This window comes from Streptomyces sp. BB1-1-1 (genome assembly GCF_031597775.1).
In the GTDB taxonomy this organism is placed as follows: domain Bacteria; phylum Actinomycetota; class Actinomycetes; order Streptomycetales; family Streptomycetaceae; genus Streptomyces; species Streptomyces thinghirensis.
The window spans coordinates 3,915,665-3,929,551 of sequence record NZ_CP134203.1 but is presented as its reverse complement, the minus strand read 5'-3'; the positions used below and the strand labels follow the sequence as shown (position 1 = coordinate 3,929,551).

General features: G+C 66.5%; 13 protein-coding genes and 3 pseudogenes. 3 read left to right on the top strand and 13 right to left on the bottom strand.

Annotation, left to right across the window (positions count from 1 at the left end):
• Nucleotides 1-37: 37 nt before the first annotated feature.
• The 11 genes and pseudogenes from RI578_RS18060 to RI578_RS18010 form a co-directional block, all read right to left on the bottom strand.
• Nucleotides 38-460: a hypothetical protein gene (locus tag RI578_RS18060; protein ID WP_310872029.1), complete on the bottom strand. Its 423-nt coding sequence runs from the start codon at nt 458-460 to the stop codon at nt 38-40.
• Nucleotides 457-663 carry a hypothetical protein gene (locus tag RI578_RS18055; RefSeq protein WP_310872028.1) on the bottom strand — a complete coding sequence of 69 codons (207 nt, stop codon included), beginning with the start codon at nt 661-663 and terminating at the stop codon, nt 457-459. The genes RI578_RS18060 and RI578_RS18055 overlap by 4 nt, the downstream gene beginning before the upstream one ends.
• Entirely contained in the window at nt 660-1,229 is a 570-nt protein-coding gene (locus tag RI578_RS18050) for a DUF6907 domain-containing protein (RefSeq protein WP_399060559.1), read from the bottom strand. Before RI578_RS18050 ends, RI578_RS18055 begins: the two co-directional genes overlap by 4 nt.
• A gap of 419 nt (nt 1,230-1,648) precedes the next feature.
• Nucleotides 1,649-1,843, bottom strand: a pseudogene (locus tag RI578_RS18045) (transposase family protein); the annotation flags it as partial.
• Nucleotides 1,844-1,892: 49 nt separating this feature from the next.
• Nucleotides 1,893-2,846, bottom strand: a complete 954-nt coding sequence (locus RI578_RS18040) for an FAD-dependent oxidoreductase (protein ID WP_310872026.1) — start codon at nt 2,844-2,846, stop codon at nt 1,893-1,895.
• Nucleotides 2,847-3,543: 697 nt separating this feature from the next.
• Entirely contained in the window at nt 3,544-4,716 is a 1,173-nt protein-coding gene (locus tag RI578_RS18035; protein WP_310872025.1) for a serine hydrolase domain-containing protein, read from the bottom strand.
• A 53-nt stretch (nt 4,717-4,769) separates the two neighbouring features.
• The gene (locus RI578_RS18030) at nt 4,770-5,339 is read right to left on the bottom strand and encodes a 2OG-Fe(II) oxygenase (RefSeq protein WP_310872024.1); all 570 of its coding nucleotides are present in this window, start codon (nt 5,337-5,339) and stop codon (nt 4,770-4,772) included.
• The gene (cysS, locus tag RI578_RS18025) at nt 5,336-6,715 is read right to left on the bottom strand and encodes a cysteine--tRNA ligase (protein WP_310872023.1); all 1,380 of its coding nucleotides are present in this window, start codon (nt 6,713-6,715) and stop codon (nt 5,336-5,338) included. The genes RI578_RS18030 and cysS overlap by 4 nt, the downstream gene beginning before the upstream one ends.
• A gap of 51 nt (nt 6,716-6,766) precedes the next feature.
• Nucleotides 6,767-7,696 carry a hypothetical protein gene (locus tag RI578_RS18020; RefSeq protein WP_310872022.1) on the bottom strand — a complete coding sequence of 310 codons (930 nt, stop codon included), beginning with the start codon at nt 7,694-7,696 and terminating at the stop codon, nt 6,767-6,769.
• A gap of 14 nt (nt 7,697-7,710) precedes the next feature.
• Complete coding sequence (locus RI578_RS18015; protein WP_310872021.1) at nt 7,711-8,832, bottom strand: sugar-transfer associated ATP-grasp domain-containing protein; 1,122 nt, start codon at nt 8,830-8,832, stop codon at nt 7,711-7,713.
• Nucleotides 8,833-8,935: 103 nt separating this feature from the next.
• Nucleotides 8,936-9,139, bottom strand: coding sequence for a hypothetical protein (locus RI578_RS18010; protein ID WP_310872020.1), 204 nt, complete (start codon nt 9,137-9,139; stop codon nt 8,936-8,938).
• A 414-nt stretch (nt 9,140-9,553) separates the two neighbouring features.
• On the opposite strand from RI578_RS18010, the gene RI578_RS18005 reads away from it, so the two are divergent.
• The 3 genes from RI578_RS18005 to RI578_RS17995 all read left to right on the top strand — a co-directional run bounded on the left by RI578_RS18005 (nt 9,554) and on the right by RI578_RS17995 (nt 12,895).
• Nucleotides 9,554-10,888 carry a helix-turn-helix transcriptional regulator gene (locus RI578_RS18005; protein WP_310872019.1) on the top strand — a complete coding sequence of 445 codons (1,335 nt, stop codon included), beginning with the start codon at nt 9,554-9,556 and terminating at the stop codon, nt 10,886-10,888.
• A 254-nt stretch (nt 10,889-11,142) separates the two neighbouring features.
• Nucleotides 11,143-12,063: a ParB N-terminal domain-containing protein gene (locus RI578_RS18000; RefSeq protein ID WP_310872018.1), complete on the top strand. Its 921-nt coding sequence runs from the start codon at nt 11,143-11,145 to the stop codon at nt 12,061-12,063.
• 61 nt (nt 12,064-12,124) lie between these two features.
• On the top strand, nt 12,125-12,895 hold the full coding sequence (locus RI578_RS17995) for a DUF6551 family protein (RefSeq protein ID WP_310872017.1): 771 nt from the start codon (nt 12,125-12,127) through the stop codon (nt 12,893-12,895).
• 30 nt (nt 12,896-12,925) lie between these two features.
• On the opposite strand, the pseudogene RI578_RS17990 reads toward RI578_RS17995, so the two are convergent.
• A pseudogene (locus RI578_RS17990) lies at nt 12,926-13,087 on the bottom strand (FAD-binding oxidoreductase); the annotation flags it as partial.
• A gap of 513 nt (nt 13,088-13,600) precedes the next feature.
• Nucleotides 13,601-13,805: pseudogene (locus tag RI578_RS17985) on the bottom strand (adenylyl cyclase); the annotation flags it as partial.
• Nucleotides 13,806-13,887 lie beyond the last annotated feature (82 nt).

Here is a 13,887-nt window from a genome sequence, read left to right as displayed (position 1 = left end):
TGCGCATCCCCGACCACCTCGGTCTTCGCGGTTTTCCTCACGCGGCCGTTGCCTTGGTTTTCGTGCTGGCCTGTTGCAGCAGCTCCAGTAGCCAGTCCATCACACCCGCGGAGTCCTGGGTGCGGTCGATCTCGCTGAGGACGATCTTCCAGATCTCTCGAACGCCCGCCGCATCTTCCTTGTAGTAGGCGTCGCGGACGCCTTCGCGGATCGAGTCCTCGGTGAAGGTGGCGTAGATACCGAGGAACTGGCGCGTCATGAGCCCGCTGGTCTGCCGCGGGTCGTAGACGATGTGGTGGCCGTCGTTGTCGAGCCGGTGAGTGAAGTACTCATCCGGGCCGAGTGGGGCCTGTTCGATGTGGAGGTGCTGGCTGCCAAGCCCGTTGGGCAGCCGCCCGAAGTGGTCGCACATGCGGTCGCGGAAGGCGTCGAAGCCAGCACGCGTGGTCAACGTCGTCATACCGTCACCTCCGTCGACTCGCTGAGGAGGTTACGCATCGCCGCTTCGACGGCGGCCCTCGGGGACCCACAGACGATGATGCGGACGATCACCTCGTCGGCGAACCTCTCCACGGCAGGGGAGCACGAGCCGATTTCCCGCATCTTGGCGCGTAACGTCTCCACCTCGGCGATGGCGCGTTCGATGACAGCCGTGGCCTTCATGCCGCCACCTCCGGAAGATTGACGTACGCGGTGCGGACGTTGACGAGCTGGGCGTGAGCCTCGCGCAGGGAGTCGACCCGCTTCTGCAGGCGGCCAATGATCATCTGCAGTGTGTCCGGTTCGAGGTACTCGATGTAGTGTTCATCGATGGCCTCAATGGCCACGAAAGGCAGCCTCTCCGCCGGCCGTGCCGAGAAGGGGTGGGACTGGATCTGCCAGGAGAGGAAGCGGAAGTCCTCCGGGCCTCGCGTGGTGCACAGCGGGCCGTAGAGGGGCAGCTCCCCGGCTGTGCCGGGGATGTTGCAGTAGATGTCGTGCGGGTGTGTCGGCGTGTTGCTGTCCGCCTTGTGGTCGACCGTGCAGCCGGGCATGCAGGTCACGGTCACACTTTCACCCGTGACGGCGCTGGTGAAGGTGAATGTCCGCTGGACAGAGGACTCTCCCACGGCGGGCTCGCTGTCGGACGGGGCTGCGGGGACGGGCTGAAGCCGGGCAGCCTGGCCAGCGTTCCCGAGAGACTGGCTGGCATGGCCCTCGTGGCTGGTGGCCGTTGGCGTGTCTTTCATGCTTTGTCTCCTCCATTGCGGGATTCGGGTTATGGCCTCTCCTCCGGCGTTGAACCCACCGGCCAGGACCGTTGCTTTGGTGATACGCGCCCTGCCGAAACGGCGTCGAGGGAGCTGTCCCGTTCGAGGGGTCCGGGCTCGGACTAGGTTTTTTTCGAGGTAACTGGTCTGTAGAATGCGCTGTTTCAGTCTGGCGGGCTGACTCGCCGCGTACCTCCTCGCCAGCTCTAGACGGCCAGGGCCTGCAGGAGCGACCGGGGTCGCTTACGTCTCATGCGAGACGTCAACCTTCCTGTGTTCGTCGAGTCGTCGAGGATGCTGCGGACGAGGGCGGGGTGATCCACCTATCAGAGCGACTGAGGCATTCCATCATCGGTCTGAGCTGGTCAGATGAGTGGTGAGGATGGCCTGGCTGAGGCTGTTGATGCTGTCCGGACCTCCTCCGCCAAGGACGGCGCGAGGACGGCCAAGACCTCGACTGCCTCGGTGATGTACCGGTGCGGGGTCGCGGTCCCGAAGCCGAACCTGGCCGCGAGCTGAGCCTACGGGTGGCCGTTGCGGAGATGGGCAAGAGTGAGCAGGGCCTGTCGGCCGGCACTCAGACGCCGCAATCGGGCAGCGAGCAGGAAGCCGATACAGACATGCGTCCTGGAACGTTTTGCTTCACTTGTCAGCGAGCAGCCCACGAACTTCTTCGGCACAACCCCATGACAGCGTGACGCCAGCCCCGCCGTGCCCGTAGTTGTGCACGACCACAACGTCGTCCTCCTGCCGGTCAGACTCCACCCGGACCGTGGCCCGCGTGGGCCGGGCACCGATCCGATGCGCCACAACGCGGGCTGCGGCAAGACGGGGTTCGACCTCGGCACAACGTGTCAGGATACTGGCCGTCGCCCCGTCGTCGGGGGCTAGGCCACCCTCTCCGTCGATGGCCGTGCCGCCCAGGACGACGGTGCCGCCGTGGGGGTAGAAGCACAGCAGGTCTGGCGAGAGGCCGGTGTCCTCTGAGAAGAACTCGGTCAGCCCTGGGTTGGTGACGACGACGTGCTGGCCGCGGATGGGCCGAAGGTCAGGGTCCGGGAGTAGATCTTTGGCACCGAGGCCCGTGCAGTTGACGATCACGGTGGCTGGACCGGCGTCCGCGAGCGAGGCCAGGCGGCGCCGCTCGACTGTTCCTCCTGCGGCCTCGAGTCGCCGCAGCAGGTAGTCGAGGTAGGTGGGCATGTCGATCAGCGGCACCGTGAACCGGTAGCCGGCCGAGAACCCGGCTGGCAGTTCAGCCGGCTCGCACGGCCGGAAGCCGGGCAGGGTGGTGGCCCAGTCCGGTGGCGCCTCGGCCGTGCGGGATGCCTCGATGCCGCTGGTGAGCCGGACACCCGTGGCCGGATCCTCGGCCAACCTACGGAAGACCTCCAGCGATCGTTGTCCCCACTGGTCGACCTTGTCCTTCGGTTCGACCAGGTACGGACCCCACATCGCCCCGGCCGCCAGAGAGGTGACGCCCGGCACCTCCTCGGCGATGATATGCACCAAGACGCCGACCTCGGCGAGAACGACGGCGGTGGTGAGCCCTGCTACGCCAGCCCCGACAACGACAACACGCTTCCCTGCGGCCATGGTCCTGACCGTAGCGGCCCCTGTGACGTCGACGCGGCGGGTCAGCGGGGCGCGTCCAGCACATCGGGCGCAGTCGTGCCCACATCCTGCGAGCCGAAGCGCCCGTCGGCACACCACCCCGTGCCGTCGACAAACGATCTCGGTCATCCTCGGGCTCTGCGCAGATTGAGCCGCCGCTCGGTCCGATCCGAATCGCTGGCACCGCAGGCAGGGGGAAGCGTTCGGACCTTCGGCTTGGGGAAGGCCCGAACGCCTTGACCCGCTCCCCAGCCGCCAGCGCTCACACCGCGGGGTACGGCGGGCGCCTGCGACCAGGGCGGGAGCTAACCTCTGCGGTGGAACCTGCTCTGGCCCCGGTGCTTGCCGGGTCTCCGGCCAGCTGTCGGCTTTCCCACCACAGAGTCTTCGCTCGGCGAGGCGGAGCGGCCCGGGCAGTCCTTGCTGAGGAGGGACTGCCAGGCCCTCTCCTGAAGCGCTCGGATGCAGGGTCCGCACGCGTAATCGGCGCCTGGGCGCCCGCGACACGGGCGGGGCCGATCCACAGGACGCGAGTCCACCGCTGGCCGCAGTAGAGCCAGCAGGGCCCGTCGACCCACTCGTTGCCGTCTTCCGTGGCCGCTGGGGCAGGCAGTCCACCGACGGAGCCATTGCACGCCCTCGGGCCCGGAGCGACGCCGCCGGCCCCGAGGGCGGTCGCTCATGCCACCGAGTTCCGCACAGCGTCTGCCAGGGCAGCAGCGCGCACGTCGTCGGAGCCGCTGATGATGTGGTTCATCACGTACCCGAAGGCGATGCCCTGTTCGGGATCGGCGAAGGCGAGTGAGCCGCCGCGGCCGGTATGTCCGAAGGCGTTCGGGCCGCTCATGAGGTTGCCCGCCGTCGGCAGCATGTAACCGGTACTGAATCGGCTCGGGAGCACCATCACCTCGTCTCTCCCGTTGGCCTGCTCTTCGGTTGCCGATGCCAGGGTTTCCGGGGCGAGTAGGCGCACGCCGTCGACCTCACCGATCAGCGCGGCGTACATGCGGGCCAGTGCGCGTGCGGTGCCGATGCCGTTGGAGGACGGGAGTTCTGCGGCCTGCACCTCGGGCGAGTCGAAGTCGATCGCGGCTGGATCGGTCACCGCGAACGCTCGGTTGCTGAAGGAGTTGGGATCGCGCCAGGCGGCGACCTGTTCGCGAAGTTCCTCGGGAACGGCCTCGGCGGGCACGGTGGTGAGGTCGACGGCCGGTCGGCGGTACACCATGTGGCTTACCCGGTCGCGTTCGCTCGCCGGTAGGCCGATGAAGAAGTCCAGCCCGAGGGGGCCCGCGATCTCGTCGGCGAAGAAGGTGCCGGGCGAGCGACCGGAGACGCGGCGGATCACCTCGCCCACCAGCCAGCCCCAGGTGCGACCGTGATAACCGTGCGCGGTGCCCGGGACCCACTGCGGGCGCTGGGCCGCCAGCGCCGCTGCCATAGGGTCCCAGGCCAGCGCCTCGGCCAATGGCAGTGATTGATCGAGGGCGACCAAGCCGGCCTGGTGGGACAGCAGCCAGCGGACAGGGATGTCCGCCTTGCCGTTCGCCGCGAACTCTGGCCAGTACTTCGCCACCGGGACGTCGAGGTCGAGCATGCCGCGCTCGACCAGCATGTGTGCCGCGGTCGCCGTGGCTCCCTTGGTCGCCGAGTAGACCAGCTGCAAGGTGTCCCGCGCCCACGGACGGCCAGTCTCGGGAGCGGCAACGCCGCCCCACAGGTCCACCACCGGCCGGCCGTGCCAGTAGACGCACACGGCCGCGCCGATGTCCCCATGCTGGGTGAAGTTCGCTGCGAACGCCTCGCGGACCGGCTCGAATCCGAGCGCTACCTCACCGTTGATCGTCGTCATACCCTTCATCCTGGCAGCCGGACTGCCCCAGCCGGCAGGGAGAGTGGCTGTGCTCAAAGGCGTTCGGCACCGACGCGTACGACGAGGGTGACCCGTTCGCCCCTCGTGATTGGGCGTACGCCGTGGATGTGGTCGCGGGTGGCGGGAAACGCAACCAGGGTGCCGCAGGGCGGCTTGATCTCCTGGGCGGGGTTCTCGAAAAAGAGCTCGCCGCCGCCGTAGGAGTCCGGGGTGTTGAGCCAGACCACGAGGGTGATGTCGCCGCCGACCACGGGCTGTCCGTTGGTCCTGGCTCGCTCGCGCTCGATGTCAGTGACCTCGTCGTGGTGGGCGACGAAGCCGACGCCGGGGCCGTAGCGGTAGACGACTGCTGGCTGGGTGGGTATGCGCGTCGGGGCGATCTCGAAGTGGCTGCCGAGGTGGGCGGCGCAGTGGGAGATGACCGCCTCGTGCAGGCGCGTCGGGACCTCGACGTACTCGCTTTTGCGCAGCGATTCGTCGATGACGCCCTGGTAGGTGCGCGGGCGGCCAGTGTGGTTCTTCGCGTGGTCCATCAGCGCTCCGCAGAGGCTGAGGGGGATGGCGCTCTCTACGACGAGCGGTAAGCGGCTCTTCCAGGTCATGAGGTGGTCTCCTTCCACCAACGGGTGCCTTCGGGCGAGTCCTCAAGGGTCACGCCCTGCTGGGTGAGCTGGGCGCGGACCGCGTCTGCCTCAGCGAACTTCTTCGCCGCACGGAGCCGGTCGCGCTCCTTCACGAGTTCGTCGACGGCGGCGTCGCTCTGGGCGGCGCCGGGGATGTCGAAAGTGCCGAAGAGGCTGTTTACGTCCTCGATCAGCCGCAGGGCGGCCGAGCCGGCCGGCTCCTCCATGCGGTTCTGCTCGCGGATGTACTGGAACAGGACGGCGAGGGCGCCGGGGGTGTCGAAGTCGTCGTCCAGGCGCTCGCGCATCTCCTTCCAGGCGTCCGTCGCACGTGCGGCGTTCGCCGGGCCGTCGGTGTGCGCGCGGTCGATGGTGCGGGCGAAGTTCTCGATCCGGCGGCGTGCCCCTCGGGCCTGCTCCAGCGTGGAGTCGTTCAGCTCCATGGAGGATCGGTAGTGCTGAGAGAGGAAGGCGTGCCGCAGGGTGCGGAAGTCCGTCCGGGCGAGGGCGTCGCGGATGGTGAGGAAGTTGCCGGTGCTCTTCGACATCTTCTCGCCGTCGACCCGTAGCAGACCGGTGTGCATCCAGTAGCGGGCCAGCGGCTCGATCCCGGAGGCGGCTTCCATCTGGGCAACCTCGGCCTCGTGGTGCGGGAAGATCAGGTCGACGGCGCCGCCGTGCAGATCGTACGAGGGTCCGAAGAACGTCTCCGTGATCGCGGTGTCCTCGATGTGCCAGCCAGGTCGGCCCGGACCCAAGTCGGTCTCCCAGAACGGCTCGCCGTCCTTGCGGCCCTTCCATAGAGCGAAGTCACCCGGGTTGCGCTTCTTCGAGTGGTCGTCGATCCGCGACACCGAGTCCTCGGGACGCAGGTCGGTGCGGCCGGAAAGCTTGCCGTACGCGGGAAACGAGGCCAGGTCGAAGTACCAGCCATCATCGAGCTGGTAGGCGTGGCCGCGTTCGATCAGCCTCTTGATCTGGTCCACGATCGCGTCGATGTGGTCATGGGCCCGCGCGTGGGTGTCGACGCGGGTGTTCCCCAGCGCGGCCATGTCTTCCAGGTACTGCTTCTCGAAGAGGGCCGCGATCTCCTCCGGCGGGACACCCTGTTCCGCCGACCGCCGGATGATCTTGTCGTCGACGTCGGTGATGTTCTGGAGGTACGTGACCGTGTACCCGCTCACTTCCAGGTACCGGGCGATGAAGTCGAACTGCGTGTAGGTCTTCGCGTGCCCGACGTGGCTGGGGCCGTACACGGTGGGTCCGCACACGAACATCCGCACCTCGGCCTCCCGCTCAGGGCGGAACTCCTCGGTTTGGCCGGTCAGCGTGTTGTGGACCTTGATCGACATCATGCCTCCTGTTTAAGCGGATCACGCAGCGTACTGACGCCCGGACATAAGCGTCTAACTGGAACCGTCGCACTCTCCGAGGGGGACGAAGCGCGGGGACGGCAGGGTGGCGAAGATCGCCGCCTCCTCCCCGAGGAGGTGGTGGTTGGCCTGCTGGTACGCCTTCCGCACGGCCTCGATCGCCCCAGGGCTGAGGTCCATCCCGACCGCCCAGCAGAACTCGCTCAGGGCCTCGCACCGCCGCTCCAGGTCGACCATCGACAGCGGGTCGCACTGCTGGGCCTCGATCAGCAGGTTCTCCTGCTCGCTGCTGATCAGGCCGAGTGCGGGGAGGGAGTACAGCTTCCACTTCATGTTCGGCAGCAGCTGGCCCGAGCGGGCGTACATCCAGTCCACGACCTCGTCCAGCGCCCCAGAGAGAACGAAGTGGCCCGTCGGCACTCCAACCCGCCGTGCCATCCGCAGCGGGATCTCGCGCACGTCCCAGGTGATCCGGTTGTGCAGCCGGTAGGTCTCGCCCTCCAGGCGTTGCAGCTGCTCGCGCGTCTTGTGGGAGATCAGCGCCCCGAAGGCTTCGTCGCGGTCGAACAGCGGCTCACCCTTGTTCCCGTAGGCGTCGCACTTGTCGCTGTTCCACGCCGTGCGCGGGTCGGCTTCGTACTGGAAGAGGAGCTGGTGGACGTTGACCTCCATGCGTCCCCAGGGGACCGGGAGGTGGAAGCTGAACTCCGGGATCCAGACGGGGAGCCGGTCGCGGACCAGGGCGTACGTGTCCGCCGGCCGTGACCTCCACTCGTCCTCCTTGAGCGGAACGTTGAGGACGATGGCCAGGTCGAAATCCGAATCGGTACTGAACCGCGTGACGTTGCGGGGCGCGACCGCTGAGGAGGACAGGATGTAGAGCGCCTGCACCTCGGGCATCGTCTTGAGCGTGTCGAGCAGACCTCCGGCCGCGGCGCGGGCCTGCATTCTCAGGTTCTCCACGGAAACTCCTTTGGTCAGATGATCGAACGGTCCATCACGGAGCGGAGCGCGGGAACGAGCTTGAGCGCGACCCCGCCGTGTGTGCGCTGGATGTGCGCGAGGGAGGGGCTGCTGTTGCCCTCGATGACCACTGGTCCGCCGGGCGTCAGTGCGATGTCCCAGCCGATGAAGGGCACCTGCGGGAACAGGCGGGCACAACGCTCGGCCAGCTCTCGGACCTCCGTTACGCGCGAGATCCGATGGTCGGCGAACGGCACCGAACTGACCGCGTGGTGGGTGTGGGCGTTCAGGTACCGGTCGTAGCCGTGGCGGTCGAGTCCTCCGTCGTGGTGAACACGGATCTGCATGCCGCCGGCGGCCGAGTTGTCCGTGGAGCTGTCGGCGCCACCGAGCTTCAGCATCACGTACAGGACCTCGGCGGCGCCTTCCCGTAGCAGGGTGATCACGCGGAACGTGTTCAGGGCGTACGGGTTCAGCACGTCCAGATCGGGGTGCTGCGGCATGTGCTGCTCCACCAGCCACGTGCCCCACCGCTGCGCGTAGGTCGGGAGGTCGAAGACGTCCTCGCCAGGCCGCACGATCACGACGCCGGACCCACCGCTGGAGTAGCGGGAGGGCTTCACCACCACGCGCCCGAAGCTGGAAGCGTGATCGAGGACGTCCATCAGCGATACCGCCTGGCCCTGGGACGTCACACCCGCGCGGCGGTCGCCACTCGCGATCAGCGCGGGCTGCGGGATGCCGGCCGAGGCGAGGATCTTCTTGCAGGACGTCTTGTCGTCCAGGTCGATCGTGTCCCGGTTCACGCGGGGAAGGAGCCGATGGAACAAGGCCGTCTCCGGCAAGTACGAGCAGGCGCCTTCAGCGGACACCTCGCGTCGGTACCCCCCGTAGCGGAAGTAGTGGAAGGGCAGGCACTGCCACCGCGCGGAGACCTTCACCAGATCCCCCGCGATACGGGCCATGCTCTTCCGATCTCCGTCGCGCAGCATCGCGGGCAGGTGCTCGCTCCGCAGCTGTCGCACCTGGTAGGGGAGGAACCGCACGCCGGATACGCGAGGAAGAACCCGGATGCGGAACCACTCCTCGGTCACGGCTTGGCGGTGGTTGAAGCCGCGGTTCGCGGTACGTCTCATGGTGCTCCTCCCGTTTCTCAGTGGCCCGGGGTTCCGGCAATGGCCAACGTGATGACGAGCGCACTGACGACGATCACGTAGGCCAAGACAGCGAGGCGCTGCCTCATCGGGCGGGCCCAATGTTGTCGGCGGCGGTCGACCAGGCGACGCCGCTCGCGGGCTGGATGTGGGCGATGCGGATGAGCCGACCGCCGTGACTCTCGTGGACGACTTCTGTCAGCTCTCCTTCACCGCGGCTCGCGATATCGCGGACCAGGCAGTGAAGGAGGGGGTGGGCCTCCCGGCCTTCGGCATCGACCGGATTCACCGTTCGGACTCCTCGCGGTCGGTCGCTCCGCGCCGGAGGAATCTCTCCCACCCGCATTCGGCACGGGCTCGGAGGGCCGGACTCGGACCGGTCGGCGGCTTGGGAACCGTGTGCTGTCGTCCGCTGCCGCCGGGCGTACGGACGGGCAGAGGCTGGCTCATCGTGACCTCCTCGGGGGGTGCAGCCCGCCACCCACGCGAGGGTCGCCGATGACGGGCTGCGGTCCTGGAGCCGTCCGGAGCGCGGCGGGGAAGCCGGCTAACCCGGCTGCTCAGCTCCGAACGGCGTGAGGCCCAGTTAACGGCCGTGGACCACGGGCTCGGAACGTTTCCCGGGGGCTCCTACAACGAGAGAAACCCCCGTTTCTCGCACGGGGAGTAGCCTCCTGACTACCAACCGGAGGGGAGGGGTGGGATGTCTGACGCGACGGCTCTGCACCCGCTGACCTACGTGCGAGAAGCCAAGGGCTGGGGCAAGGCCGAGTTAGCCCGGCGCATGCATGAACGCGGGGCCGAGTTGGGCGTACCGCTGGCCACCAACCGGACGACTGTCTGGAAGTGGGAGCAGGGGCAGGCACCTGACGCGGACGCGCAACGGGTGCTCGCCGACCTGCTGGGCGTCCCCGAGGACCACGTACGTTCGGCGGCCTGGCCCCGATGGTTGCCGGCGTGGGAGTCGACGGCCCTGGCGGCCCCGTGGACTCCGGCCGGCACCGTGAAGGTGTTCGCTGATCTGGTCCGGAGCGGTCACATGGATCGTCGGGGATTCCTGTCCATCACCGGCGTCGCACTGACGGGAGTCGCGGCCAACTGGGCAGCCGACACAGAGGCGTTCGCCTCGGCAATCGACGGCGACCGCGTTACCGACGCGATGGTGACCACCATCGAAGCGCGCGTGGACACCCTCCGCACGCTCGACGACCAGATGGGCGGCGCGCGCCTCCTGGACCAGGCCACCAGCGACCTCGCACTGATCACCAGCCTCCTCGACCACGGGCGCTACTCCGACGCCGTCGAACACCGCCTCTACGCCACGGCAGCCCGAGTGTCCTACCTCGCCGGTTGGATGGCCTACGACAAGGGCCTCCGCTCCCTCGGCCAGCGCTACTACGTCGGCGCCCTCCGCAGCGCCCACAGCGCAAAAGACAACGGCTTCGGCGCCTTCATCCTGGCCGAGATGGGCGTCCACGTCTCCGACTCCGGTGACACGGCCGCGCGTGTGAAGCTCATCGACACCGCCATCGGCAACGCCCCGTCGGCTCTCCCGCCGGCCTCGGCCTCGTATCTCTACCTCCACCAGGCCGAGGCCCTGTCCCGAGACACCCAGCACGAGGCGGCCGGCAAGTCCCTCAACCGGGCCTACGATCTGTGGGGCGCCCACCTCGAAGGCGACCTCCCTGACTGGCTCGGCTGGTACGGCGAAGCCCAGCTCAAGTCAACCGAAGGCAAGATCATGCTGCGTTCCGGCTTCCCCGAGCGGGCGACCAGTGCCCTGGCGGTGGCAGTGAACCAAGCAGTCCCACGCGACCGAGCTGTTCGCTCTGGCCGCCTTGCCACAGCACGACTGGCAGCCCGAGACCTCGACGGTGCTCTCGATGCCGCCAACGTCGGCCTGGAACTGCTGGAGAACCGCGTCCGCTCCGACCGGGCCCTCGTCCGGCTAAGCAAGTTCAGCCACTACCTCGAACCTTATGCCGCAGCGCCGGCCGTGCGAGAGTTCCGCGACCGCCTCCGCTCTCTCCCGCAGTGAGCCCCCCCGAAACCGCCCTTTGAAGCTCAGTAGCGCAGACCCAGACGCTCTCGGGGGCAAGGGGCAACCTCCAAAGAGGGCGACGTGATGGCAATCAGGGGCCGCATGCGGACCTTCTACATGCCCGGATTGGGCGAATAGTAGTACCCGTGATCACGCATATTCGCGTCGCTAAGTTGCTCGCGGTCATGCGCGTCGTATAACTATGTCGCGAGACACAGAGTTCACCATTCGCGAACAGAGGGAGCGATGCGGTGAAGAGCAAAATGATCGCACTGAGCGACATTAAATATGATCACCGCATTCGAAGCTTGGGTGATATTGAAAAGCTGGCTGAATCGATCTCCCGGCATGGGCTCAAGCAAGCCGTCGTGTTGAGCAATGACGGACGGACGCTGGTCAGTGGACTTCGACGTGTTAGGGCATGCCAGGCCATCGGGGTGGAGGATATTCCTGCCCTGATTCCGTCGGACGTGATTGAAGCGGCAGAAGCTATCCAGAGGGAGATCGAAAAGGCGGACCCGGAGACGGATTTCCCTATGACGCTCAGAGAACGCATGGAATTGGCGCACCAGCTCCACAGCATGCCCGCACCGTCTGCTGGAGTCTCGCACAGCGTCTATGCGTCGGACGTTGTTGGCATCTCTAATCGAACCTACTGGAGAATTCGTGCGGTCATGAATCTAGCCAGAGAGGATGACCCCAACCCTCCCTTCAGTGCAGTCCGAGCCAGAAAAATTGTCCCCTTGATGCTTGCCGCAGTAGAGGATCCTCCTGCCGGATGGCCTCCGAGTCGGATCATCGAAGAGTTGCATAAGCTTCGCGCGCAGGGGGATATTCCGGAATCGTTGCATTCTTTTCCGCCTCCTAGGAAGGCGAGCAAGGCGGACCGCTTTCAGGATCAAATCCAGCAGACTCCTACTGAGGTCGCAGCGCCACCGCCTGCTGTGCACTTGCCGAAGGGTCGAGGGCTAGCGCCGGCAACGCCCAGGCGAGCCCCAGAAGTGAGCCGTGTCGTAGCCTCACTTGCCGGTGTTTGTGCGGGAATCTCGTCGATCACGGAAATCACGACGTCATGTGAAGAGGACCTGGCCCACTGGGACAGCGAACTCAAGACCTGCAAGAAAATCATCAATGGCCTCCACGGTCTCGTAAGGAAGGCTAACAATGCCTAGAACTGCCCACACGACAACGATTGAAGACCTCGCGCCTTCTGTTGTAACTACAGACCCGGCGGTGAACACTCGCCCTGCTGATCGGGCGTGGGTGGCGCGCAAACTCCGTGAAGGATTCGACGTGAAACGGCTCGGTGTTCCCACCGTTTCGGCGAGGATGGACGGTTCCTATATTTGGGTCGATGGGCAGAATCGCGGGGCGCTTTGTAAGGCTGCCAATCGTGCCGACATCAAGATTTCCATGAAAGTGTTTCATGGCCTAGCGGTATCCGAAGAGGCAGAGCTCTTTCTCGGCCTGAACGATAACCGACGAGTTCAGCCGATCTACAAGTTCATGGCCGAAGTTACTGCAGGACGCAAGGATGCATTGGCCATTACTGAAATCGCCGCTGCTGCTGGATGGAAGGTGTCTGATGGAAGTTCAAACGGGACCATTCATGCAGTGGCGGCATTGAGTTCCCTGTACCGGGCTGATGCATCAGGATCTGGCTCGCTCCTCCGGGACACCTTGGAGATTGTGACCGCCGCGTGGGGGACCGCTCCGGAAGCCGTTAGCGCTAACGTCCTCCTCGGGCTCGGGTCAACTCTGAGTAACTGCCCCGGAGTCGATCGCCAAGTTCTGACCAAGAAGCTCGCGTCCTACTCGGGTGGACCGTCCAACCTCTTGGGTAAGGGGCGAGGTATGCGAGAAGCGATGGCTTGCACAGTGCCGCAAGGCGTGGACCAGGTAATCCGAAGCATCTACAATTCCGGACGCCGGGGTGGACGCGTGCCCACGTGGGCGGTACCCGCCAGTCGAGAAGGCTCTGCGCAGGAAAGCATCTTGGCGTGACTTCAACCCGTGCGCGCTAGTCCACGACGTCCGCGCCGTCATCCCACAACGCCATGACAGCGTGACGCCAGTGCCTCCGTGCCCGTAGTTGTGCACGACCAAGGTGCCGTCCTCCCGCCGGTCAGCATCCACCTGGACCGTGGCCCGGGTGGGCCGGGCACCGATCCGGTGCTCCAGAACGCCGGCTGTGGCATAAGGGGAATCGTTCGGGCCTTCTTGGAGTGTGCGTGTCGAAGGCCCGGAAGCCAAGGCCCGCCCTAGCCACCGGCGCTCACATCACGGGCGACGGCGGGTACCTGCGACCAGGGCGGGGCTAACCTCTGCGGAGGAACCGGCTGTGGCCCCCGGTGCTTGCCGGTCCTTCGGCCAGCCGTCGGCTGGCCCACCGCAGAGCCTTCGCCCGGCTGGGTGGAGCGGTCCGGGCCGTCTTTGCTGAGGAGCGACTGCCCCGTTCCTGTAGGGCTCGGATGCAGGGGCTGCAGGCGTACATCGGCGCCTGGGCGCCCGCGACACGCGCGGGGCCGATCCACAGGACGCGAGTCCACCGCTGCCCGCAGTAGAGCCAGCAGGACCCGTCAACCCACTCGTTGCCGTCGTCCGTGGCCGCGGGGGCAGGCAGTCCGCCGCGTGCGTACTCGGCGACCCCTGGGATCACCCTGTGCCGTAATGCGAGCTTCCGTGAGCATGGGTTGTCCGCCTTCTTGATTAGTGACTGCGGACCGCCGGGGAAGCGTCCTCCTGCTTCTCGGCGTCGGAGAACAGGAGGGTGGACTCGGAGAGGGTGTCGCGGGCCGGCCTCGCTCTTGTAGATCTCGTTGATGCTGCCGAAGCGAGCTTTGGAGTCAAGGTCCAGCAGCGCGGCGGCCTGTCGGAGCGATGCCTCGTCGGGACCCTCGATCTCCAGGAAGGACCGTGGCAGGCGAGTAGGGCTGTGCCAGCAGGCACGCCTGCATGACAATGGTCGACGGGACCGAAAGTCCCACCGGTTGCCC

Coding starts and splice junctions, on each gene's coding strand:
- RI578_RS18060 (WP_310872029.1), bottom strand. CDS start 460: ATGACGACGTTGACCACGCGTGCTGGCTTCGACGCCTTCCGCGACCGC.
- RI578_RS18055 (WP_310872028.1), bottom strand. CDS start 663: ATGAAGGCCACGGCTGTCATCGAACGCGCCATCGCCGAGGTGGAGACG.
- RI578_RS18050 (WP_399060559.1), bottom strand. CDS start 1,229: ATGAAAGACACGCCAACGGCCACCAGCCACGAGGGCCATGCCAGCCAG.
- RI578_RS18040 (WP_310872026.1), bottom strand. CDS start 2,846: ATGGCCGCAGGGAAGCGTGTTGTCGTTGTCGGGGCTGGCGTAGCAGGG.
- RI578_RS18035 (WP_310872025.1), bottom strand. CDS start 4,716: ATGACGACGATCAACGGTGAGGTAGCGCTCGGATTCGAGCCGGTCCGC.
- RI578_RS18030 (WP_310872024.1), bottom strand. CDS start 5,339: ATGACCTGGAAGAGCCGCTTACCGCTCGTCGTAGAGAGCGCCATCCCC.
- cysS (WP_310872023.1), bottom strand. CDS start 6,715: ATGATGTCGATCAAGGTCCACAACACGCTGACCGGCCAAACCGAGGAG.
- RI578_RS18015 (WP_310872021.1), bottom strand. CDS start 8,832: ATGAGACGTACCGCGAACCGCGGCTTCAACCACCGCCAAGCCGTGACC.
- RI578_RS18005 (WP_310872019.1), top strand. CDS start 9,554: ATGTCTGACGCGACGGCTCTGCACCCGCTGACCTACGTGCGAGAAGCC.